This window comes from Streptomyces sp. NPDC003379, from assembly GCF_053589195.1.
Genome location: NZ_JBSFRK010000050.1, coordinates 1 through 22577, shown reverse-complemented (window position 1 = coordinate 22577; position 22577 = coordinate 1). Strand labels below are relative to the sequence as shown.

Genomic DNA, 22577 nt, shown 5'->3' with positions numbered 1-22577 from the left:
GCGTACGTCCTGACCTCCACGGCACGCGGAACGGCACCCGTTTCCCACGGCCGGGAACTCTGCCGCGGCGGCGCACGACTACTGAAGCGTCAACCGTTGGACAGACGAGGGATGTTGGTGGGACATGAGCACGGATGACGCCAAAAGGGTGCCGAGCCGTCGCGGTCTGCTGCGCGGCACGGTGGCGGGCGCGGCGGTCGCGGCCGTCGGAGTGGGCGGCCCGGCGTGGGCCGCGTCAGGGAACGAGAACCCGGACGGGAAGCCGGACGCAAAGCCGGACGGCAAGCTGGAGGTGGCGATACTTCTCTACGACGGTTTCACGGCGCTGGACGCGGTCGGGCCCTACGAGATGCTGTGCCGGCTGCCGAACACGCGGGTCACGATGGTCGCGCGCGAGGCCGGGCCGGTGCTCACGGACACCGGTGAGCTGAGCCTGATCGCGGAACGGTCCATGAGGGACGTACGCAGAGCCCATGTGCTGCTCGTACCCGGCGGTGGACAGCGAGGGACCACGGCGATGATGGCCGACACCGAGGCGCACGAATGGATCCGCCGCATCCACCGCCGTTCGCTCTGGACGACGTCGGTGTGCACGGGCTCGCTGATCATCGGGGCGGCGGGCCTGCTGCGCGGTCTGCCCGCCACCACGTACTGGGCCTCCCGCCCATACCTCAAGGACGTCGGCGCGGTCTACACCCCCGGACGCTTCGTCGAGACGGGGAAGATCATCACCGCTGCCGGGGTCTCCGCGGGCATGGACATGGGACTCCACCTGGCCGCCCGTCTCTCCGACGAGAAGGTGGCGCAGGCGATGCAGCTCGCGGTCGAGTACGACCCCGATCCGCCGTACGACACCGGGAGTCCGGAGAAGGCAGACGCCGAGACCGAGGCGCTCGCCCTGAAGCTGCTCGCGGACGCGGCCCGCTGAGTACCTGCTTCTGATGTCGGCATGCCCGGACCGCGGACGGCGGCCACTGTGACCGATACAGTGCGCCGTCCGCGGCCCTGGTCCGTAACTCACCTCGCGGCCTCGCCGTCCACGAGGCGCATGACAACCGCACCGAGGTGAAAGCGGCCGCTGAGTCACTTCGCTGCGAGCCGGGCGCGCGCTCCGCTGGTCAAGCGGTGTGTGGTGGGCCGACCAGCCGGGTGGGCAACACACCTGTGACGGTCATCAAGGGCGGCTGCGCCCACTCACCCCCACCACTGAAGGCCCGCGAAACGCCTGCCACGGAGGCAGATTTTGCTCCCCAGCCCAGCAGAGGCGGAAGCCGCCCTGGCCCGCACCCTTCCGCGAGTGCGTCAGTACCTCGCCGAACTCCTCGATGCCTACCCTGCCGAGCAGGCCCATCTGCAGGGTTCCCTCACTCGGCTCATCACCCGCGGCAGAGCCTCGCCGCATGAACATTCCCTGCCGCTCCTGGTACACGCCGCCATGACGGGCGACCCCGCGCCGGCCGTGCCGGTCGCCGCCGCGCACGCCCTGTGGTGGCGCGCCGCCAACACCTTCGACGACTTCGTCGACGGCGACGCCGGGCCCCATCTGTACGGGGTGCCCCGTGGCGCCGCCCTGACGGCGGCGCTGGAGTGCGGATACGCGCTGCCGTTGCGCGCCTTGGCCGCCATGGACGCGCCACACCCTGTCCGCGACGACCTGGCGAGGACGTATCTCGAAGGCTGGACGGCCGCCATCAACGGCCAGCTCGGAGATCTCCTCAACCAGCCCCAGCGCACCACCCCGGGGGAGATCCTCGCCGTCTACCGCGACAAGAGCGGCGCCATTTACGCCATGGCCTGCTCCATGGCCGCCCGGCTCGCCAACGGTATGGCACACCCCACCGACGCGAACGCCGAACGGATCGCCGGGTGGCACCGCTTCGGGCGGGTCCTTGGCATGCTGGCGCAATTTCGCAACGACGAGGACGATCTGCGCGACGGACCCGGCGAGGACCTGCGCAACCAGACACCGACCTATCTGCTCGTCCACCTGCTCCACACCCTGCCCGACCGCAGTCGGCAACGAGCTCTGCGGCTGCTGGAGGAGGCTCCCTCCTCAGCGGCCGACAGGGAACAGCTGCGCGCCATAATGACCGCACCGGAAGTGCTGCGCCCCTACCACGCGCGACTGGCCGCGCTGCGCGAAGAGGCCTACACCTTGCTCGACGACCTCGCGCCGACCTGCCCTTTCGGCTTCGCCCTACGGGCGCGCGTCCAGGCCGAGACCCACTTCCTGCCCGCCTCAGGACGACCGGGTCGAGGTGGCTGACGATGTACCAGCCCCGCTACTCGAAGCGCCTGGCGTCCCCGGCCCCATGGCGTACGACCTCCGCTTCGCCGCTGGAGAAGTCGATGACGGTGGTGGGCTCGGTGCCGCAGTCACCGGAGTCGAGAACGATGTCCACGACGTGGTCGAGCCGCTCCTTGATGTCCCAGCCCTGGGTGAGCGGCTCGTCCTCGTCGGGCAGGAGAAGGGTGCTGGAGAGCAGCGGTTCGCCGAGCTCGGCGAGCAGCGCCTGGGTGACCGTGTGGTCGGGAATGCGGACACCGACGGTCTTCTTCTTCGGGTGCAGCAGCTGGCGCGGGACTTCCTTGGTGGCGGGGAGGATGAAGGTGTAGCGGCCGGGCGTCGCCGCCTTGATGGCCCGGAACACGTCGTTGTCGAGCTGAACGAACTGACCCAGCTGTGCGAAGTTCTGGCACACGAGGGTGAAGTGGTGACGCTCGTCGAGGTCACGGATCGTACGGATCCGCCCGATGCCGTCACGACTGCCGAGCTGGCATCCGAGCGCGTAGCAGGAGTCCGTGGGATACGCGATGAGCGCGCCGGACCGGATGTTGTCCACCACGCTGGTGATGCTGCGCCGCTGGGGATTGTCGGGGTGCACGTCGAAGTACTTCGCCATTGGTGGAGTCTAGGTGATCAGCCCGGGAGAAGGCGGACCGGCGCCTTCCCGGACCGGCCGGTCGTGGGCGAGGAGCTGGTCGTCCGGCAGGCCGACGGCACAGAATGCTCGCCGGTCAGGCGCACGACTCCAGGAAAGCGGTCGTCAGCACGTGTAGTTCAGCAGGTGTTGCCCATCCCCCCGGGTGGGGTACGCAGGTCAGGCCCCGGCCGGTTCGCGTTCACGGAGGTACGCCTCCAGCTCGGCCGCCCCCGCCAGCATGGCGCGCCCGCGTGCGGAGAGCCGACCGTGCCAGTCGCGCAGGGCGGCCTCCAGCGGTTCAAGTCCGCCGGCCGCCCGTACCTGGGCGATCAGCGGGGCGATCTGCTCCAGCAGGTAGCCGCCGCGCCTCAGTTGGTGGGCCAGCCGGGCGTCCCGCACGTCGGCCTCGTCGTAGACGCGGTACCCGGTCCGCGGGTCGCGGCGTGGGCGTACGAGCCCGGCGTGCTCCCATTTGCGCAGCGTCGCGGGTCGGATGCCGAGCTTCCCCGCGAGCGGGCCGATGAACGTGCCGTCGGTTCTTCCGGGCGCCTCGGTCGGCCCCGGTTCGGACGCGCCCGTGGGTTCCAGGTCGCGGAGGGCGCGCTCCACGGCCTGGAGGGTCCGGCGGTCGTCGAGGAGTTGGGCGTGGCTCTCGTCGATCAGGCGGAGCGCCTCCTCGGCCGCGCCCTTGTTCACCGCCCGCATGATCGACGTAGCCGTCTGGTGGCCGTGGCCCGGTACCAGGGCAAGAAACGCGCGCAGGGCCCCCGCGTGCAGCGAGGTATAGGTGCGGTAGCCGTGAGGCGTGCGAGCGGCGGTGGGAAGGATGCCGGACTCCTCGTAGTTCCTGATCGCCTGCGTGGACAGACCGTGCCCGCGCGCCAGATCAACCGGCCTGAGCCGCTCCCCGCTTTGAAGGTTTCGAAGGTTTCGTCCCATGTCCCTGCCGATATCGCGAAAAAGTTTCCACCGAAGGTTCAACGATACCGTTGAAGGCATGGCTACTGACATCAAGGACACCGCCCATGCCGTCGAGGCCGCCACCGTCATGGGACTGCTCCCGGCCCGACCCCGGCTGCTCGCCCTGGGGGAGCCCACCCACGGCGAGGAGCATCTGCTCGACCTGCGCAACGACGTCTTCCGGCAGCTCGTTGAAGAGGAGGGCTACGGGACGATCGCGATCGAGAGCGACTGCGTGATGGGCCTGACCGTGGACGACTACGTCACCTCGGGCACGGGCACCCTCGACGGGGTCATGGAGCACGGATTCAGCCACGGCTGGGGCGCCTCCGCGGCCAACCGCGAGCTCGTACGCTGGATGCGCGCCTACAACGTACGCGCCGACAACGACGACCGGCCCGCCTCCGAACGGCTCCGCTTCGCAGGCTTCGACGGCCCGCTGGAGATCGCCGCCGCCGCGAGCCCCCGGCAGGCCCTCACCGCACTCCATGGCTACCTCTCCACCCAGGTGGACGCGGACCTGTTCCCCTGCACCGCGGAAACGCTCGACCGTCTGCTCGGCGCCGACGACCGGTGGACCGATCCCGCCGTGATGATGGACCCGGCCCGGTCCGTGGGCCGGTCGCCGGAGGCCGGCCAACTGCGGCTGCTCGCCGACGAGCTGGTGGCGCTGCTCGACGCGCAGACGCCGCATCTGACCGCGGTGACCTCCCAGGACGACTGGGACCGGGCGCGCCTGTACGGGCGTACCGCTCTCGGCCTGCTGCGCTACCACCACTGGATGGCCGACACCTCACCGGCCCGGCTGGCTCGGCTTGCGGGCGTGCGGGACCAGATGATGGCCCACAACCTCCTCGCCGTCGCCGCTCGCGGCCCGGCACTCGTCCACGCCCACAACTCCCATCTCCAGCGGGCGAAGAGCACGATGCGGATGGGCGGGATGCCGCTGGAGTGGTGGGGCGCGGGTGCGCTGGTGAGCGCCCGACTCGGCGAGGAGTACGCCTTCGTGGCCACGGCCCTCGGTACGATCCGGCACCAGGGAGTGGACGCGCCGCCGCCGGACACCGTCGAAGGTCTCCTGTACGCGCTCCCGGAGGACCGCTACGTCATAGACGCCCCACGGCTGGCCACCGCTCTCGGCGACACCCGCCCCGCGCCCCGCGTGTCCCCCTGGTTCGGCTACGCCCCGCTCGACCCGGCCCACCTGGCGGACTGCGACGGCATCGTGTTCCTCAAGGACGCCGGGCAATCAGCTGTCTCGTAGCGTCCTGACAACCGCGACGGCCTGGTCCAGCAGGTCGATGGGGCAGCCCCAGTAGTCGTAGATGCCGCCGCGGGCGCGGTTGCTGCCGCAGATGACGAATTCGGCGGTCCGGACGTTCTGCGACTCGTAGACGCCGAGGAGCCCCACGCGGGCCCGGGGCAAGTACGCATAGCCGTGCGGGCGGCGGGCGTGAACCCCGTCGACTGGAGGGTCCGTGAAGGCCAGATCCTGGGCAACTCCTCGGTGAAGTGCGCGACTTGGAAACCGCATGGACCGAAGAGTCCGTCCAGCGGGCCGTGCTGTCGGCCTGGGCCCGTATGCCCGAGGGCCTTACGTTCGAAGAGGCGGCCGGGTACCCCTCCGTGGTGGAGACCGCGCTGCGCGTCATCCATCAGGTCGGTGTGCGGCCCGGGCAGACGCTGCTGGTCAGCGGCGCCTCCGGGGGAGTCGGATCGGCGGTGCTCCAGATCGCCCGCGAACGCGGCATCACGGTGATCGGCACGGCCGGGGCCGCGAACCAGGACTATCTGCGGAGCCTCGGCGCCCTCGCCACGACGTACGGCGACGGCTGGGTCGAGCGGGTGCGGCAGCTCGGCCATGTCGACGCGGCTCTCGATCTGGCCGGCTCGGGCGTGATCCGCGAACTCGTCGAGCTGACCGGCGACCCGCGGAAGGTCATCTCCATCGCCGATCTCGGCGCGCCGGAGTTCGGTGTCCGGTTCTCCGGCGTGGCCGGGAGCGTGCCGCAGGCGCTCGCCGAGGCCGCCGACCTCATCTCGCGGGGAAGGCTCCACATCCCGGTCGAGAAGTCGTACACGCTCGCCGAGGCCGCGGCGGCGCACATCGACAGCCAGGCCGGTCACACGCGCGGGCGCCGGGTCGTGGTCGTCTGAGCCGTCTCCGGGCCGCGCGACCGCACGGGCTCAGTGCCACGGGCAGCGCGGCAGGCCCGGGAAGGGATCGGTGCTGGTGAGGACGCTGCTCGCGGGCATGTTGCCCCAGGCCTGGATGCCGGGCAGGTTCACCGCCTCGTCGCCTTGCGTGTAGTACCAGACGTTGTTCCCGCCCTTGTGCGCCTCGCCTATCGAATAGCAGACGAACCAGCTCTGCGTCGTCTTGAGGCGTCCGGTGACGGGGGCGTCGAAGGCCGGGCGCCCGTACAGGTCTCCGGGGGCGTTGGCACAGTACAAGTCGCCGGTGAAGGTGTTGCCGAGCGTGTCCTTGTGGGTGATGCCGGGGCGCAGAACGCACGTCACGTCGTCCGTGGCCGTCGTGGCCGCCGAGGCCGGGGCGGTGGCGGGCCAGGCCGCTGCCGCCGTGAGCATGAGGGTCGTCGCGGTGATCCTGCCGAGTCGTAATGCCTTGGCGAGCGCCATGAGTTCACTCCTGGTTCGGATGGGGGTTGGCGGAACATGGGGGAGAGGGGGCGGTTCAGCTGGGCAGGCAGGGCGGCACGCCGGGGAACGGGTCGGGCTCGGTCTCGATGCGGAACGCCGGGACGTACCCCCAGCCCTTCCACAGCGGCCAGTTGGTCACCTCGTCGCCCTGCGTGTAGTACCAGATGCGGTTGCCGCCCTGATGCAGGTCACCGCTCTCCCAGCACACGAACCAGCTCGGTGACGTCTTCAGCTTGGCGATGACCGTGCCGTAGACCTCCGGGGTCGCGAAGACGTCCGCCACCGCGTTCTCGCAGTACAGGTCCTTGGTGTACGTATGTCCCTTGATGTCGGTGTGCCGCACGCCCTCACGGACGTAGCAGACCGGCCCCGACGAGGGCGAGGCCGAGGTCGAGGCCGCGGCGGTCGTGGGCAGGCACATCGAAGCCGTCGCCGCGGCCAGCAGCGCCCCGGCGGCACGGCGTCCTCCGCCTCCGCCTCCGCCGAGTCGGCCCCGCACCACCGACGTCCCACCGGCTGTCGCTCCAGTCGCTTCAGTCACTTCGGTCGTCCGCTTCATCTTCCTTACCCCCACGAGCACTTGGGCAGGCCCGGAACCGGGTCCTGGGTGGTCTCCAGCATCACGGCGGGCATATAGCCCCAGCCCTGCGCGGTCGGACGCGACACGATCTCGTCGGCCTGGGTGTAATACCAGATGTTGTTGCCCCCGGCGTGCTGGTCTCCGACCTTCCAGCACACGAACCAACTGCGCGTGGTCACCATCCGGCCGACCACCGGACTGCTCGTGAACGACTGCAGGCGTACGTCGCCCGGCGCGTTGTCACAGAGGATGTCCGCGTCCCACTTCATCCCGGTCCAGTCCGTGTGCGGGCTGCCCTCGCGCATGACGCACGCCGTGGTCGAGCCCTCGGCCCGCGCCGGTGCGGCCGCCGTGCCCGCCAGGCCCGTCGCGGCGACCGCCGTCGCGAGCAGCGCACCGCCGGTTCTTCGCTTCATGAAATCTCCCTGCCTCTCCTGCGGAACCATTCGGTGGCCGGATTCTGACGTGGACCGCTGACAGCGGACTGACTCCGGCGGGGCCGCGTCCGGAGCGGAGCCCGGCGCCGGGCCAGGGGTGACGTGTACATAAGGTAGCCACATGTCCGAGGACTCCCCCCTGATACGAAGCTTGCGCACGGCCGTTGAAGCGACCCCTGCCGATGTACCTCTGCGGCTGCATCTGGCCGAGTTGTTGCTGGACGCCGGGCAACCGGACGCCGCGGTCGCGGAGGTCGCCGTCGCCCTGCAGCACGCGCCGGGCGACGGCCAGGCCCGCGCGCTGATGGCCCGCGCCATGGGCGCGCCCGCCCCCGGACCCCAGCCCGCGCCCGGACCCGCGCCCGCCCCCGCGTCCCCGCCCGCCTCCCCGCCCCCGCCCGCGCCCGCCTCGCCATCCGAACCCGAGGCCCCCCGCACCGGCTTCGACTGGCGCGCCGCCGCGGACCAGGTCGGCGACGTGATCCCGCCCCGTTTCGTCGACGTCGAGGCGCCCCTGACCGCCGACGGCAGCGGTGACCCCGGGGACGCCTCGGCTTGGGACGTCGACACCCCCGGCACCATCCGCCTGGCGGACGTCGGCGGCATGCAGGAGGTGAAGGAACGCCTGGAGGCGGCGTTCCTCGCCCCCATGCGCAACCCCGAACTGCGCAAGCTGTACGGCAAGAGCCTGCGCGGCGGACTCCTCCTGTACGGGCCGCCCGGCTGCGGCAAGACGTTCATCGCCCGCGCGGTCGCCGGTGAACTCGGGGCGAATTTCCTGTCCGTGTCGGTCAACGACGTCCTCGACATGTGGATCGGCAACTCCGAGCGCAACATGCACGAGATCTTCCGGACCGCCCGCCGACAGGCCCCCTGCGTCGTATTCCTCGACGAACTCGACGCGCTGGGCGCCAAGCGCAGCCGCACCCAGCACAGCGGCATGCGCAACACCGTCAACCAGCTCCTGACCGAGATGGACGGCATCGACTCCGCGGCCAACGAGGGCGTCTTCGTGCTCGCCGCCACCAACGCCCCCTGGGACGTGGACATCGCCCTGCGCAGGCCCGGACGCCTGGACCGCACCCTGCTCGTCCTGCCGCCCGACGCCCCGGCGCGCGAGAGCATCCTCCGGTACCACCTGAACGAACGCCCGGTCGAGAACGTCGACTTGGGCAAGCTCGTCAAGGTCACCGACGGCCTCTCCGGCGCCGACCTGGCCCACCTGTGCGAGGCGGCCGCCGAGAGCGCCCTGATGGACTCGGCGCGCACCGGCACGGTCCGCATGATCGGCATGAAGGACCTGCTGAACGCGGCGAAGCAGACCGTGCCGTCCACGGAGCCGTGGTTCGCGTCGGCGCGCAACGTCGCGATGTACGCCAACGACGGCGGCACGTATGACGACCTGGTCACCTACCTGAAGAAGAAGCGGAAGCTGTGAGCACGCTGCACCCGGCCGTCGAGAAGGCCCAGGCACTGATCGACCTCGACCGTCACGACCAGGCCCGGGCCCTGCTGGCCGGCCGCCTCGCCGAGGACCCCGGCGACATACGCGCCTGGGTCAAGATCGGCTACTGCCACCTCAACGCGGAACAGCCCGCGGAGGCGACGGCGGCCGCCGACGAGGCCCTCAAGCTGGCCCCCGAGGACTACGGCGCGCTCAGACTCCGCGCCCACGCCATGACGCACGACAACGGCTGGCTCAAGGTCCAGCCCGTGCTGCGCGAGCTGATCCGCGTCGCGCCCGACGACTCGTTCGCGCACGCCATGCTCGCCGACGCCGTGTGGCGCGAGGCGCTGGTCCGCTACGCCCGCGAAAGCGGCGCCAGGCAGCTCACCCACGAGGCCGCCGACCGCGTCACCCGCGAAGCCGCCGATCTGGCGATGGAGGCGCTCCGGCTGGGCCCCGAGGACGTCTACGCCCACGAGATCGCGCACCGCATCGCCAGCACGGCCGGGAACGGCACGGTCTCCGACATGCTCGACGAGGCCATCCTCCGCATCGACCCCCAGCACGCCGAGGCCCTCGCCCGCCGGACGAGGAAGGCGGCGCAGGCGCCGGGAGTCGGAGCCACCGAGGCCGCCGAGATGTACGCGGACGCGCTCGCCGCCGAGCCCAACTCCGCCGACATGCGGCAGCAACTCGACCACGCCACCTACCGCCTCCTGCGCGGCACCCGGTGGCTGGCCCTGCTCTGCGTGGGCCTGGCAGGCGCCATGGTCGACGTCTTCCCCGCGGACGACCGGCCCGCCCCGGAGCTGCCCATCCCCGTCGGCCAACGCCTGTGGTTCCTGTTCATCATGGCCGTGATCTGGGCCTTCGGAGCCTGGCGCCGCTATCGCCGACTGCGCTCGGGCGTCCAACTCAACGTCCGCTCACTCGTCCACCGCGGCCGCTGGGCCCGCATCGTCCTGGTCCAGGCGGGCTGGGCCATGCTCTGCGCCCTGCTGATCGCCGAGATCCCCTGGACGGACCGGTCCGTGCCGCAGCTCATCTTCTGGGCCGGCCTCGTGCCGACGGCGGCGACCATCTGGTTCGACAAGAAGAAGGCCCGCTAGCAGCCGATACCCTCGACCCCAATATGACGAACCACCGCACTCCGCTGGAGCCCAAGGCGGACAAGTCCACCGTGCGCCGGCACAATCTGAGCCTCGTACTCCGCGCCGTGCACGACGCGGGCGAGACCACCCGGGCCGCCGTCGCGGGCCGCTCGGGGCTGACCCGCGCGGCCGTGTCCTCGCTGACGGAGCAGCTGCTGGCCGGCGGCTTCCTGACGGAGTCGGGCAAGACGTTCAGCGGACAGGCCGGGCGGCCCGGCACGGTCCTGAAGGTGGCACGCACCGGATGCGCCGGGCTCGGCGTCGAGATCAACATCGACTACGTCACCGTGTGCGTCGTCGATCTCGCCGGCACCGACCGGATGCGCCTGACCGAGCACCTCGACAACCGTGGCGTACCGCCCACCGAGGTCATCGCGCGCGCCGCACGGATCGCCGCCCGCGCCCTGGAGTCCGCGCGGGAGCAGGAGTTGAGCCCCGCCGCCGCGCATCTGGCGCTGCCCGGCCTGGTCTCCGGCGGTGTGGTGCGCCAGGCGCCGAACCTTCAGTGGAACCGGGTGGCCGCGGAGGGCATGTTCGCGCAGGCCCTCTCGGAGCTGCGGCTCGGCAAGGCGCACCTCGACGGGTCGGGCGCGGCGCCCCGCCCGCTGCCGGTCAGTTCGGGGAACGAGGCGGACGCGGCGGCCCTCGCCGAGATGTGGTTCGGCAGCCTCGGCAAGGTCCGCAGCTTCCTCTACCTCACCGGCGAGATCGGCGTCGGCGGCGCCCTGCTCATCGACGGTGAACTGCTGCGCGGCGCCCACGGGTTCGCCGGCGAGATCGGGCACGTGGTCGTGGACGACGAGGGGCCGGAGTGCCGCTGCGGCGCGCGGGGCTGCCTGGAGCAGTACGCGGGCCAGGCGGCGCTGCTGCGCGCGGCGGGCATCGCCGAGGACGCCGGACAGCCGGGCGTCGCCGAGCTGGAGCGCAGGGCGACGGAGGGCGACGAGCGCGCCGTCGCCGCCATCGCGGGGGCCGGACATACGCTGGGCCTCGTACTGTCCGGCGCGGTGAACCTCCTCGACCCGGACGCGATCGTCCTCGGTGGCACGTACCGCACCTTGATGCCCTGGCTCCACGGCCCGATCGGCAGCTGCCTGGAGCGACGCGTCGTCTCCGGCCTGTGGACCTCGGACAGCGGCAGGCTGCGGGCCTCGTCGCCGGCCGGTGACGCGGCGCGCGGCTCGGCGGCCCTGGTCGTCAGGGACGTACTCGCGGACCCGCTGGGGTACGCGGAGCGCGCCGCGCCCTGAGGCGAGCAGCAGGTCAAGGCCGGTCAGAGACCGAGGAGGTGTTCCATGGCGAGCTGGTCGAGCCGCTCGAAGGCCATCGAGCGCGAGGCGGCGGCCCGCACGTCGAAGTCCTCGTAGGCGGACGTGTCGCCGAGCAGCGCGTCCAGGCCGTCGGCGGCGGTGGGCAACGCGAGCTGGTCGAGGCGGGCGTCCGCGAGGGCCTGCCGCACGGCGGGGTCGGCGCGGAAGGCCGCGGCGCGCTCCCGCAGGATCAGGTAATTCCGCATGCAGTTCTTCGCGGACTCCCACACCCCGTCGAACCCGTCGGTGCGCACCGGCTTGAAGTCGAAGTGCCGCGGGCCCTCGTACCCGGCCGTCTCCAACAGGTCGACGAGCCAGAACGCCTGGCGCAGATCACCGGCGCCGAACCGCAGGTCCTGGTCGTACTTGATGCCGGACTGGCCGTTCAGGTCGATGTGGAAGAGCTTGCCGGCCCACAGAGCCTGCGCGATGCCGTGCGTGAAGTTCAGTCCGGCCATCTGCTCGTGGCCGACCTCCGGGTTCACGCCGACCAGTTCGGGGCGCTCCAGGCGCTCGATGAACGCGAGGGCGTGGCCGATGGTGGGCAGGAGGATGTCGCCGCGCGGCTCGTTCGGCTTGGGCTCGATGGCGAAGCGCAGGTCGTAGCCCTGGCGCGTGACGTACTCGCCGAGCAGGTCGAAGGCCTCCTTCATACGGTCCAGCGCGACGCGTACGTCCTTCGCCGCGCCCGACTCGGCGCCCTCGCGTCCGCCCCAGGCGACGTACGTGGTGGCGCCCAGTTCGACGGCGAGGTCGATGTTGCGCAGCGTCTTGCGCAGCGCGAAGCGGCGTACATCGCGGTCGTTGGCGGTGAATCCGCCGTCCTTGAAGACGGGGTGCGTGAACAGGTTCGTGGTGGCCATCGGCACCTTCAGGCCGGTGGCGTCGAGCGCGGAGCGGAACCGCTTGACGAGCGCCTCGCGCTCGGCTTCGGACGAGCCGAAGGGGATCAGGTCGTCGTCGTGGAAGGTGACGCCGTACGCGCCGAGTCCGGCGAGCCGCTCGACGGACTCGACCGGGTCGAGCGCGGGGCGGGTGGGCTCGCCGAACGGGTCGTTGCCCCGCCAGCCCACGGTCCACAGGCCGAACGTGAACTTGTCCTCGGGGGCGGGGGTGAAGCGGTCCGTCATGGTCGATCCTTCGTCGCTACGAATTTGTTTCCTCTGTTACCAATACCCGACGAGACGCTCCTGCGCCAGACCTACGTCCGAGGGTGCCTACGACCCCGAACGCCTCGACCTGCTGGGCCCGGACGCGCGACGGCACGGTGCGTGCCGTCGCGGGGGACCATGGGCAGCCGTCGATCGGCTCGGTGAGTTCGATGCCGAGGGCCTTGCCGATCCAGGGAACCGGTGGAGCAGTAGGCGTCCAGCGTGTTCAGATCCTCCCGGTCACCGGCGATCCGGTCGACCGCGACCACATCGGCGTTGCCCCGCACGGCGTCCTCGGGCACCTGCGCGAGCAGGACCAGCGCTCCCAACCCCTCGTGGGGACGACCGGCCGTCGTGGCGTGGTGAAACGCAGGGCCGCGCGGGCCTGGAGCCAGGACCGGTCGGGGCTCTCCGCCGCGCCGCCGATGCCCGCGCGGACACCGGCCGGAATCCGGGCCAGGTCCACGGTGGTGGCCAGCACGACGCCCACGTCGGCGAGCGGGCGCCGCCTTCACCGGGCGGGCCGGGCAGAGCCGGGCAGAGCAGACCGGCGACCTGGTCGAGCGGAAGCCGCGACCGTACGGCGACGACACGGACCCGAAGGTCGGCGGCGAAACCCGCACAGGCGATCCTGTCCGCCGAGATCTCCCAGCGACATCTCACCGAACTCGGCGCGGCCCTGCGCCGAGCCCTGACCGACTGAGGCGGCCGGGAAGGACCGGCGAAGGAAGTCCTCAGGCGGTGCTCCGACGCACGAAGACGTCGAACACGCCGTTGCTGTCGCCGGGAACGAGGTCCGAGGCGGCGGAGGAGAAGGCGACGAGGCGCCCGTCGGCGCTGATGGACGCCTCCGACGAGTAGTGGTCGCCGTCCCCGCCGTCGGCGTGGGCGGTGCTGACGCGCTGCGTCTTGCCGGTCTCCCGGTCGTGCACGAAGACGTCGCTCGAGTCGTTGGCGTCACGGGCGATGAGATTGGCGGCGGAGGCGGAGAACGCGACGTGCCGCCCGTCCGCGCTGATCGACGGACTGCCCGAGTGCCCGTCTCCCTGAGTGCCGTTGTCGGCCACGCTCACACGCTGGGTGGTACCGGCCTGACGGTCCCGTACGTACACGTCGTTGCGTCCGTTGGTGTCACCGGCGACGAGATTGGTGGCGTCGGAGGAGTACGCGACATGGCGTCCGTCGGCGCTGATGGACGGTGCCGCCGACCACTTGTCGCCCTGGCCCCCCGTACCGGTCACGCTGACGCGCTGGGTCGTGCCCGCCTGGAGGTCGCGTACGAAGACATCGTCGGCGCCGTTGGTGTCACCGGTCACGAGGTTGGTCGCCGCGGAGGTGAAGGCGACGTACCGTCCGTCGGCGCTGAAGGACGGCGTCCGCGACGCGCCGTTGCCCTGGCCGCCGCCGCCCGTGACGCTGACGCGCCGCGTGGTCCTGTTCTGCCGGTCGTGGACGAAGATGTCGTCGGCCCCGTTGGTGTCGCCCGCCACAAGCGTGCTCGCGCTGGAGGTGAAGGCGACGTACCGCCCGTCGGCGCTGACCGAGGGGGAGAAGGACCAGTTGTTGCCCTGGGTGCCGTTGCCGGCGACGCTGACGCGCTGCGTGGTGCCGTTGGTACGGTCGCGCAGGAAGACGTCCCTGTGTCCGTTGGTGTCATCGGTCACCAGGTTGCGCGCGACGGACTCGAAGGCGACATACCGTCCGTCGGCGCTGATCGACGGCTTGTCCGACCAGCCGGCGGCGCTGCTCTCGGCGTCCCCGTCGGTGAGGTTCACGCGTTCGGTGGCGCCCGTCGTCCGGTCCCGCACGAACACGTCCGACGTGAGGTTCTTGTCGCCGGGTACGAGGGTCGTCGCGTCGGAGACGAAGGCCGCGTACCGCCCGTCCGCGCTCAGGACCGGCGAGGCGTCCATGCCCTGCATGGTCGTCTGGGCGCCGCCGGAGGTGAGGTTGACCCGTTCGGCGACGGTGGCGGGCGGGAACACGGGCGGGGCGTCGAGCGGCGTCTCGTTCCCGTTCCGGGGAGCCCGCTGCTGGAAGCCGCTGCCGGACTGCCCGTAACACTGGGCCAGCTGGAGAGCCGCGCCGTGCGCGTGCGAGCCCGAGGCGACGTCGAGACAGAGGCCGGGCGCGGGTGCGGCGGCCTGGATCCCGACGTGTTCGGCGCCGCTGTCGACGAGCCGGAAGTCGGCTCCGGCGCCGGCGGTGCAGTTCCCCTGCCGGGTCTGGGTGCCCCCGCGGGCGGAGGCGGGGTCGGGAACGGTCAGGCAGTGGTTGCTCTGGGCGTTGACGATGTTGATGGTGCTGCCGCCGCTGGGGGACTCGCGTACGTACCATTCCGCGCCGGTCTGCCCCGTGCAGTCGGCCTGGATGATGGGGGCGTCGAGGGACTGCGAGGAGTCCTTGGCCTCCAGGCACTTGCCGCTGTGCACGGCGGTGATGTTCACCGCCGACGCGGCGTGCGCGGCCGGAGCGCTCAGCCCGACCGAGACCACCGCCACGACGGCCGTACACGGGGCGACCAGCAGCCGCATGCGACGCGGCCTCACGAGGTGACGCACGATCAGACTCCTTCTCTGCGCGAGACCGGGTGGCGGCTCGCTAGGAAACGACGCGGCGGACGAACACGTCGGGGCGGTTGTTGGTGTCCCCGGCGACGAGGTTGGCCGCAGCGGAGGTGAAGGCGATGGAGCGCCCGTCACCGCTGATCGACGGCAGGGTGCAGAGGGCGTCCGCCTCGATCCCGCTGCCGGAGGTGCTGACGCGGTGTGTGGTGCCGGTCTGCCGGTCCCGTACGAAGATGTCGGCCACGCCGTTGCTGTCGCGTACGAGCAGATTGCTCGCGCCGGACACGAAGGTGACGTACCGCCCGTCGCCGCTCACCGCCGCGTCGGCGGCGTAGCCGTTGCCCTGCCCGCCACCCCCGGAGAGGCTGACGCGCTCGGTGGTGCCGGTCCGCCGGTCGCGCAGGAAGACGTCCTGCTTGCCGTTGCTGTCGCCCGTCACCAGGTTCGTCGCCTGGGAGCCGAAGGCGACGTGGCGGCCGTCCGCGCTGATCGACGAGGGGGTGGCGTAGTTGTTCCCCTCGCTCCCGTCACTGGCGACGCTGACGCGCTCGGTGGCGCCGCTCTGCCGGTCCCAGACGAAGATGTCGTGCACGTTGTTGGTGTCCCCGGGAACGAGCGCGGCCGAGTTGGAGGAGTAGGCGACGTGGTCGCCGTCCGCACTGATCACCGGCGTGATCGAGCTGTCGTAGCCGTCGCTCCCGGCGCCGGTCTCGCTGATGCGCCGGGTGGTGCCCGTCGTCAGATCGCGTACAAAGACGTCCCACTCGTTGTTGACGTCACCGGGCACCAGGGTGGTGGCGAAGGAATCGAAGGCGACGTGGCGTCCGTCGGCGCTGATGGAGGGCGAGGACGACCCGGAGTCGCCCTGGGTGCCGCCGCTCGCGACGCTGACGCGCCGCGTGGTGCCGGCTGTCATGTCGCGTACGAAGACATCACCGGAAGCGTTGGTGTCACCGGGGACCAGGTTCGACGAGCCGGACTCGAAGGCGACATGGCGTCCGTCGGCGCTGATGGAGACCTCGGACGAGCCGGAGTTGCCCTGCGCACCGCTGTCCGTGACGCTGACGCGCTGCGTGGTGCCGGTCGTCAGGTCGCGTACGAACACGTCGCTGTAGCCGTTGGTGTCGCCCGGCACCAGGTCGGTCGCGTTGGAGAAGAAGGCGACGCGGCGCCCGTCGGCGCTGACGGCCGAAGCGCCGTGGGAATCCGATGCGGGCTTCGTCTGGGCGCCGCCGGAGGTGACGCTGATCCGCTCGGGAGGCGCGGTGGGCGTGCCCGGCGGCAGTGGATCAAGGGGAGTTTCGTTGCCGACGCGCGGAGCCCGTTGCGCGAAGCCGGTGCCCGACTGCCCGTCGCACGTGAGGAGTTGCAGGGGGACGCCGTGCGCGTGTGAGCCCGAGGCGACGTCGAGGCAGAGGGCGGGCGCGGGTGCGGCGGCCTGGATCCGGACGTACGCGGTGCCGGTGTCGACGAGCCGGAAGTCCGCCCCGGCCGAGATGGTGCACGCCCCTTGCCGGGTCTGGGTCCCCACACGCGCGGACGACGGGCCGGGAACGGTCAGGCAGTGCTCGCTGTGGGCATTGACGATGTTGATGGTGTTGCCGCCGCTGGGGGATTCACGTACGTACCATTCCGCTCCGGTCTGCCCCGTGCAGTCGGCCTGGACGATCGGGGCGTCGAGGGACTGCGAGGAGTCCTTGGCCTCCAGACACTTGCCGCTGTGCACGGCGGTGATGTTCACCACCGACACGGCGTGCGCGGCCGGAGCGCTCAGCCCGACCGAGACCACCGCCACACCCCACACCGCGACCACAGACGTCAACACCCGTAACCGCCACCGCTGTTGGCGCATCGCCCTCGTCCCTCCCGCTGGGTCGTGGCAGCATGCCCGCCCACGCTGACACGGCCCTGACGCAGCGGTACGGCCCGAGGTGTCCGCCTCAGTTCAGGGAATGCTCCGCAGTCGTCCTGGCGACCGCGGCCACGAGCTGTTCCCGAACGGCCTCCGGCAGCTCACTCCCCTGAGCGGTGTCCACCAGGTCACCGGCCAGGCGATACAGCTTGGTGTTGGTGTTCTGCGAGGCCGTGACCAGTACGTCCCAGGCGGCCTCGGGGCTCAGGTGGTAAGAGGACATCAGGATGCCGCGGGCCAGGTCGATGGTGGGCCGGGTCTGCATGGCCCGTCGCAACTGCGCGACCACGGTGCGCAGATCCTCGACGGATTCCGCGCGCTGGTCCGCGTCCTTGGCCGCCGGTTCCGCGCTGTGCTCCTCTCCCGGGTGCGAATCTTCCGGGTGCGAAGACGCGAACAGGTGGCGGGTGCCGGTCAGTTCGAGCATCCGCTCGACCGCACGGCTGTTGGAGCCGATGGTGATGACCTTGCCCTGTTCCAGCGCCCACTGGCGCAGGTTGAGCAGGACGTTCAGACCGGAGCAGTCGCAGAACCCCACGCCGCTCAGGTCGAGTTCGATGACGCGGGCCGACCGGCTGAGCGTATGGCGCAGACCCGGCCGCAGCCGTCGGCCCGTATCCAGGTCCAGCTCCCCCCGCAGCATCACGATCAGCCGGTCACCGTCGACCAAGGCGTCGAAGGTCGTCGGCAACGGCATCGGCGGAAGGGGCGCCAGTGGTCGGCCGCCCTGACCATGCTCGTTGCCCTCCCTCGTGAGGGACTCAAAGTGTGCGGGCTCCGGCATGGCCTCTCCCTCTCGTCACCGCCTACCGCCGTTTCCAGGCTGCCCGCCCGGCACCACATACGTCAACTAATACCTGAAACGTAGTACGTGTTTTTGAAAACATGTACGCCTGGTCGCTAGAGTTGGCCCATGGATGGAGTGCCCGAGACACACACCGGATGGACGTTTCTCACCAACCACGCGCGGGTGTTGGCAGCTATCGCGGACAATCACAACGCCCGCATCCGCGACATCGCCGCGCACTGCCGACTCACGGAACGAGCGGTGCAGAAGATCATCGCCGACCTTGAGCAGGACGGATATCTCTCCCATACGAGGGAGGGACGCACCAATACGTACCAGATCGACCCCAGCAAGGTGCTGCGTCACCCGGCCGAGTCCGGCCTAGCCGTGGCGTCCTTGCTGTCCCTGCTGGCCAGGGACGAGGCCAACCGCGCGGTGCCGACCGACGCCGACGCCGACACCGGTGACCGGCACCACGCCACGGCCTGACCGACGACACACCATCGCGCGCGGCCGGTTCGCCGGCCCACGCCACCCCCGATCGTCGGATCCGCCGTCACGTCGGCTCACGGACACCGCGCCGGAACCGTACACACGGCGGGCCCCCGCTCGTCGATCTGCCGGCCGATGCCCAGTGATCTCCGGCAGAGCGCGGAGACAGACGCCGCAGAGGATGTGGTGCGCGGCCTGCTGCCTGCGGCCCGGCCAAATGGAGGCACCTCCGCTCCTCCGGTAGAGCAGCCGGAGCGCGGGCAGTGGTCTCCGCCCGAGCAGCGGGGGCCTGGCTGGCCCCGGAACGTGACGTTGATCGGCCGCCCGAGTCGGGCAGCGAGACGTCGCAGCGCAGCGCAGCCGGACGGCGGCGGGCGGCATCCGGCCATCGGAGGCCGACACGGCCACAGGGCCCCTGGCCACCAGCCTCGTGACGATGCGACTGCGGGCCGCACGCGCCGTTGGGCTTCTGCACCGGGTCCAGGAGGCAGGCGGAGAGCGCGTGCAGGTCGTCGGCGGCAACCAGCAGCGTCAGGCTCGCGCTGCCGGCCACGTGCTGGAGGCTGAGGGCGTGGGGGCATGCGGGTCGGCTGCCAGATTGTGCGCGAGTTCGCTCGAAGAGCCGGAACGCAGTCGACGTCGACGCCCGCGGCGAACGCCTCCGTCACGACGCAGGTCACCCACACCAGACCCCGGTTCACCCGGCGGTTTCGTCGGCTCCTCATGACCCGTGTCGTGTCTCCGTACGCGCTCTCGAGACCGCCCGCCGGATGCGCCAGACCCTGCACACGGGCATCACCTGCGTCCGCGACCTCGGCGGTGTCGACCATGGCGATTTCACCCTTCCGGGCGGCGTACGCGTCAACGAGGAGTTCACGGCCCTCGCCGACACCCGCGATCAGGATTCACCGGCCCGCAGCGTCTCGTCGTCGCGGGCGGGCAGGCGCTGGAACGGACGTACGACGATGTCGTCGCCTGGGTCTTCTCGATGTCGTCCTCGGCCCCTCACCTCTTCGGCCCGCACCGCGCCGCCTTCGGGGAAGCCCTGCGCCAACTGCTGCGCAGGGCTCGAGGCCGTGTCAGGGAGTGTTGACGGAGAAGACGACGCGCTTGCCCGCAGTGCTGTTGATGCGTTCGTTGATGCCCCACAGCCGGTCCGTGGACCAGGAGTAGCCCAGGTTCTGGGTGTAGACCGGCGCGGCGGTCATGACGTGCGGCGCGGCGTTGGCCTGTGCCTTGTGGACGCAGGAGTACGGATCGTCGGCCGTGCCGCCGCCCGCGCCCGTCGGGCACGTCCCTGACATGTACCAGTTCGTGCCGTCGGTGGCCGCACCCTGCATGGACCAGACCGGGGAGGAGTACGCGGCCGACGCGTGCCCCTTGGGCAGCTTGGTCGTGGCGTCGAGCGGCCAGCGGACGACTCGGCCGCCTGCCGCGTCCTTCTTGTACTCGGCGGAGACGAGGGAGTCCTGACCGCCGGTGCGGTCGAGGCTGAGGGAGTTCAGGCAGGGCGTGGTGCCCGCGGTGACGGAGCAGGCGGTGTTGCCGGTGGTGGTCTGGTACATCGCGACCATGGGCACGGCGTAGTTGTGCCAGAGGCCCGAAGAAGTGGTTCCGGTGACGCCCACCTCCTTGGACTGCTCGCTCAGCTTCCAGATGTGCCGCAGGTCGTAGACCTGGAGATAGCGGCCGTTGGCGACGAAGGCGCGGTCGCCGTACCAGACGACACCGTCGACGTGATTACCGGACACCACACGGAAGTCGCCCGTCCCGTCCGCGTTCTTCCGCGGCTGGACCAGGAGCAGGTTGTGGTAGTTGGGCGTCCCGCTCTTGGTGCTCACCAGCGAGAGCCGGGCGTACTCGTCGCCGCGCCGCTCGGCCGGTACGGGGTTGCCCATGTCGGTGCTGTGATGCCAGGTCGCGGCATAGGCGGGAACGCCCTTCCACTGTCCGTCACCGGGAGTCCCGCTGTCGCTGTACGGCAGGGACAGCCCCTGGGGGGTCCAACCGCCCTCCGTGGCGTTCCAACTGCTCGACCGGTCGTCTTCCTTCTTCCAGCAGTACCCGCTGGGCTTGAGGCTCGCGGCGAGACCGGTGTCGTGGCAGAGGCCCGCTATGCCGGCGTTGCCGCCCGTGTTGAGGAGCGTACTGACATCGACGTTCTTGACGGCGCCGGTCTTCTCCACCGCCGCGATCGCGGCATCCGTACCGTCGCCGCCGCCTGCGGAAACGACTTGGTTGAGTCTGAACTGCGAGACGGTGCCGGGGTCCACCGCCCCGAACGGCATTGCCGCGGCGGCCGGTTGCGCACTCACGAGCATCGCGGCCACAGCGGCCGCCGAGGCTCCGACCCCGCCCAATCGTCTTCTCCATGTATAAGTCACGCAACGACGATAAGCCGTCCGAGCCACATCTCGAACGGATCAGCGACGCCGGAACTCTCCTCGGGCCTCAGGCCTCACGCCTCAGCTTGATCCTGGTTGTCACGGTGGGACCGACTCCGGTGACCCAACGCGGTGCAGGTTGAGTATTCTCACCGGAGTTTGCACGGGGAGGCCGCGAGGCAGCCCCTCGTACCACCCTGACCAGCGAAACCCACCCGCACCGCTCCGATAGCATGTTCGAACTCATGGCGATCGCCCTCATCGACCGTCACTCACCGGAAAGCCATGACATCCGGCGTGCAGAGTGACTTATTTAGCTAATAACATCTAACACATCGGCCAAAAAATTGACTTCTAAAGCATCGCGGGTGTTTTCGCGAATAAATTACAGAACTACGCTCGCCGCGTGGCGCCGGCCGCGGGCGATGCTGTGGACCGCGGCGAGTGTGGTGGCCCTCGGATTCCTCATCGCACTGGAGATCGCCGCGCGCCACTACGGCGTAGCGGGGCCGATCACCAATCAAATGCGAGAGGTGATATTCGCGCCCAAATCCGGGCCGCTGCTGTACGCCAGCATGGCCTTGATGATGGTCGTGCTCACCTGGCGGCAACGGTTCATCGCGGCCGGTATCGCGATCGGCATCGACGTCGTCTTCTTTCTGGTGCGGTGGGCGCTCGACGCCCAGATGATGTTCGGCAATGGCGCGTTGTGGGTGCTTCTCGGCTATGGAGTCATCGCTGTCACGCGCCGCACCGGCGCCGAACGTGTCCTGCTGCTGAAGGGCGTCGGCCTTGGCCTCCTGCTGGTGGCCGGTCGTAAAACCGGTGACGCCTGGCTGCTCATCACCTGGAAGACCCGCCCGACGGTGCTCGACCAGTACGTGGCAACCGCCGATCACGCACTGGGCAACCCGTCATGGGTGGTGGGCCGCATGGTCGATGCCACCGGCTCGATCGGCGCCCACGTCCTCGACTACGTCTACATCCAGCTCGCGGTGGCCGCGGTCGTCGTCGCGCTGTACCAGCTGCGTAACGTGGCGACCGAGCGCCGCTTCCCGGGCCATCACCTGGTGCGCACCTTCCTGGTCATCGGCCTGCTCGGGCCCGGCATCTACATGATCTTCCCGGTGGTCGGACCGATCTTCGCCTACGGCGCGGACGGCGGGCACTGGGCGGTGGCCAACCTCTGGCCGAACACGCCGCCGCAGATCACCGTCCCGCACGGGATGCCATTCGACGAGAAAACTCCTCGCAATTGCATGCCGAGCCTGCACACGGCGTGGGCGACCACAATCTTCATCCACTCCCGCAAGGGCCCGAGAATTCTGCAATTCGCGGGCGCGTTCTGGCTGATAGCCACGCTCGGCGCAACGCTGGGATTCGGCTATCACTACGGCGCGGACATCATCGCCGGTGTGGTATTCGCATTCACGATCGATGCGGCGCTGCGCTCGCTCGACCGCGGCTGGGACCGCCAGGGAATCCAGCTGGTCGCTTACGGCGCGACGGTCTTCGTCGCCCTGTTGCTGTCGTACCGCTTCATCCCCATGGAAATGGCCAAGCACCCGTGGGTGTTCGGACCGCTTCTCGTCCTGGCGATGGTCTCAGTGATCCACGGATACATACGGACCACCAGACTGTGGGAACCGAAGGCCGCACCAACCCCACAACCGGAACCGCAACCCGAACTGGTATGAGTCGGGGGGGGGGGGCGCCCCCCCCCCCGGCTCCCAGGGGACCGGGGCCCGCCCCCGCCCCCCCCGGGGGGGGTAGGGGGCGGGGGGGGTGGGGGGAGGGTGGGGTGTGGGGGGGGT

20 protein-coding genes and 2 pseudogenes are annotated in these 22577 nt (G+C 70.4%); 10 read left to right on the top strand and 12 right to left on the bottom strand.

The features are described from left to right. Window positions 1–124 precede the first annotated feature (124 nt). Together ACWDVB_RS33680 and ACWDVB_RS33675 are read left to right on the top strand one after the other, a co-directional pair. Entirely contained in the window at window positions 125–928 is an 804-nt protein-coding gene (locus tag ACWDVB_RS33680) for a DJ-1/PfpI family protein (protein ID WP_451519500.1), read from the top strand. Between the two features lie 369 nt (window positions 929–1297). Then, the gene (locus tag ACWDVB_RS33675) at window positions 1298–2266 is read left to right on the top strand and encodes a polyprenyl synthetase family protein (RefSeq protein ID WP_451519499.1); all 969 of its coding nucleotides are present in this window, start codon (window positions 1298–1300) and stop codon (window positions 2264–2266) included. A gap of 16 nt (window positions 2267–2282) precedes the next feature. Here ACWDVB_RS33675 and ACWDVB_RS33670 read toward each other — a convergent pair whose 3' ends face one another. Together ACWDVB_RS33670 and ACWDVB_RS33665 are read right to left on the bottom strand one after the other, a co-directional pair. Further along, window positions 2283–2903, bottom strand: a complete 621-nt coding sequence (locus ACWDVB_RS33670; RefSeq protein WP_451519498.1) for an L-threonylcarbamoyladenylate synthase — start codon at window positions 2901–2903, stop codon at window positions 2283–2285. 198 nt (window positions 2904–3101) lie between these two features. Then, window positions 3102–3863 (bottom strand): TioE family transcriptional regulator, encoded by a 762-nt coding sequence (locus tag ACWDVB_RS33665; RefSeq protein WP_451519497.1) that lies wholly within the window; start codon window positions 3861–3863, stop codon window positions 3102–3104. 58 nt (window positions 3864–3921) lie between these two features. Between ACWDVB_RS33665 and ACWDVB_RS33660 the strand changes: the two genes are divergently transcribed. Continuing rightward, on the top strand, window positions 3922–5148 hold the full coding sequence (locus ACWDVB_RS33660; protein WP_451519496.1) for an erythromycin esterase family protein: 1227 nt from the start codon (window positions 3922–3924) through the stop codon (window positions 5146–5148). On the opposite strand, the gene ACWDVB_RS33655 is transcribed toward ACWDVB_RS33660, so the two are convergent. Then, window positions 5134–5310, bottom strand: a complete 177-nt coding sequence (locus ACWDVB_RS33655) for a DUF6196 family protein (protein ID WP_451519495.1) — start codon at window positions 5308–5310, stop codon at window positions 5134–5136. The genes ACWDVB_RS33660 and ACWDVB_RS33655 overlap by 15 nt on opposite strands. Between ACWDVB_RS33655 and ACWDVB_RS33650 the strand changes: the two are divergent. Both ACWDVB_RS33650 and ACWDVB_RS33645 read left to right on the top strand, forming a co-directional pair. Continuing rightward, window positions 5266–5373 (top strand): annotated as a pseudogene (locus ACWDVB_RS33650) (NADP-dependent oxidoreductase); the annotation flags it as partial. The gene ACWDVB_RS33655 and the pseudogene ACWDVB_RS33650 sit on opposite strands and share 45 nt — an antisense overlap. A 65-nt stretch (window positions 5374–5438) precedes the next feature. Next, window positions 5439–6041: pseudogene (locus ACWDVB_RS33645) on the top strand (zinc-binding dehydrogenase); the annotation flags it as partial. 30 nt (window positions 6042–6071) lie between these two features. Here the strand turns inward: ACWDVB_RS33645 and ACWDVB_RS33640 are convergent. The 3 genes from ACWDVB_RS33640 to ACWDVB_RS33630 are packed head-to-tail and all read right to left on the bottom strand — an operon-like array spanning window position 6072 to window position 7541. Beyond that, window positions 6072–6524, bottom strand: a complete 453-nt coding sequence (locus ACWDVB_RS33640) for a hypothetical protein (protein WP_451519494.1) — start codon at window positions 6522–6524, stop codon at window positions 6072–6074. A 55-nt stretch (window positions 6525–6579) separates the two neighbouring features. After that, the gene (locus ACWDVB_RS33635) at window positions 6580–7086 is read right to left on the bottom strand and encodes a hypothetical protein (protein ID WP_451519493.1); all 507 of its coding nucleotides are present in this window, start codon (window positions 7084–7086) and stop codon (window positions 6580–6582) included. A 23-nt stretch (window positions 7087–7109) separates the two neighbouring features. Continuing rightward, entirely contained in the window at window positions 7110–7541 is a 432-nt protein-coding gene (locus ACWDVB_RS33630; protein WP_451519492.1) for a hypothetical protein, read from the bottom strand. Between the two features lie 142 nt (window positions 7542–7683). Here ACWDVB_RS33630 and ACWDVB_RS33625 point away from each other — a divergent pair, with 142 nt between their 5' ends. The 3 genes from ACWDVB_RS33625 to ACWDVB_RS33615 are packed head-to-tail and all read left to right on the top strand — an operon-like array spanning window position 7684 to window position 11410. Further along, complete coding sequence (locus ACWDVB_RS33625) at window positions 7684–9000, top strand: ATP-binding protein (RefSeq protein ID WP_451519491.1); 1317 nt, start codon at window positions 7684–7686, stop codon at window positions 8998–9000. After that, window positions 8997–10118 carry a tetratricopeptide repeat protein gene (locus ACWDVB_RS33620; RefSeq protein WP_451519490.1) on the top strand — a complete coding sequence of 374 codons (1122 nt, stop codon included), beginning with the start codon at window positions 8997–8999 and terminating at the stop codon, window positions 10116–10118. Before ACWDVB_RS33625 ends, ACWDVB_RS33620 begins: the two co-directional genes overlap by 4 nt. A gap of 23 nt (window positions 10119–10141) precedes the next feature. Beyond that, complete coding sequence (locus ACWDVB_RS33615; RefSeq protein WP_451519489.1) at window positions 10142–11410, top strand: ROK family protein; 1269 nt, start codon at window positions 10142–10144, stop codon at window positions 11408–11410. A gap of 23 nt (window positions 11411–11433) precedes the next feature. Here the strand turns inward: ACWDVB_RS33615 and xylA are convergent, their stop codons facing one another. The 5 genes from xylA to ACWDVB_RS33590 all read right to left on the bottom strand — a co-directional run bounded on the left by xylA (window position 11434) and on the right by ACWDVB_RS33590 (window position 17884). Further along, the gene (xylA, locus tag ACWDVB_RS33610; RefSeq protein WP_451519488.1) at window positions 11434–12600 is read right to left on the bottom strand and encodes a xylose isomerase; all 1167 of its coding nucleotides are present in this window, start codon (window positions 12598–12600) and stop codon (window positions 11434–11436) included. Window positions 12601–12847: 247 nt separating this feature from the next. Then, window positions 12848–13111, bottom strand: coding sequence for a hypothetical protein (locus ACWDVB_RS33605; RefSeq protein ID WP_451612018.1), 264 nt, complete (start codon window positions 13109–13111; stop codon window positions 12848–12850). Between the two features lie 244 nt (window positions 13112–13355). Then, complete coding sequence (locus tag ACWDVB_RS33600) at window positions 13356–15182, bottom strand: RICIN domain-containing protein (protein WP_451519487.1); 1827 nt, start codon at window positions 15180–15182, stop codon at window positions 13356–13358. Between the two features lie 40 nt (window positions 15183–15222). After that, window positions 15223–17013, bottom strand: a complete 1791-nt coding sequence (locus ACWDVB_RS33595; RefSeq protein WP_451519486.1) for an RICIN domain-containing protein — start codon at window positions 17011–17013, stop codon at window positions 15223–15225. 115 nt (window positions 17014–17128) lie between these two features. Further along, a complete protein-coding gene (locus ACWDVB_RS33590; protein WP_451519485.1) occupies window positions 17129–17884 on the bottom strand; it encodes an anti-sigma factor antagonist in 756 nt (251 codons plus the stop codon). A 129-nt stretch (window positions 17885–18013) separates the two neighbouring features. Between ACWDVB_RS33590 and ACWDVB_RS33585 the strand changes: the two genes are divergently transcribed. Beyond that, window positions 18014–18376, top strand: coding sequence for a helix-turn-helix transcriptional regulator (locus ACWDVB_RS33585; protein WP_451519484.1), 363 nt, complete (start codon window positions 18014–18016; stop codon window positions 18374–18376). A 1082-nt stretch (window positions 18377–19458) separates the two neighbouring features. Here ACWDVB_RS33585 and ACWDVB_RS33580 read toward each other — a convergent pair. Further along, window positions 19459–20739, bottom strand: coding sequence for a hypothetical protein (locus ACWDVB_RS33580; RefSeq protein ID WP_451519483.1), 1281 nt, complete (start codon window positions 20737–20739; stop codon window positions 19459–19461). 449 nt (window positions 20740–21188) lie between these two features. Between ACWDVB_RS33580 and ACWDVB_RS33575 the strand changes: the two genes are divergently transcribed. Then, window positions 21189–22460 (top strand): DUF5933 domain-containing protein, encoded by a 1272-nt coding sequence (locus ACWDVB_RS33575; protein ID WP_451519482.1) that lies wholly within the window; start codon window positions 21189–21191, stop codon window positions 22458–22460. The last annotated feature ends 117 nt before the right edge of the window (window positions 22461–22577 follow it).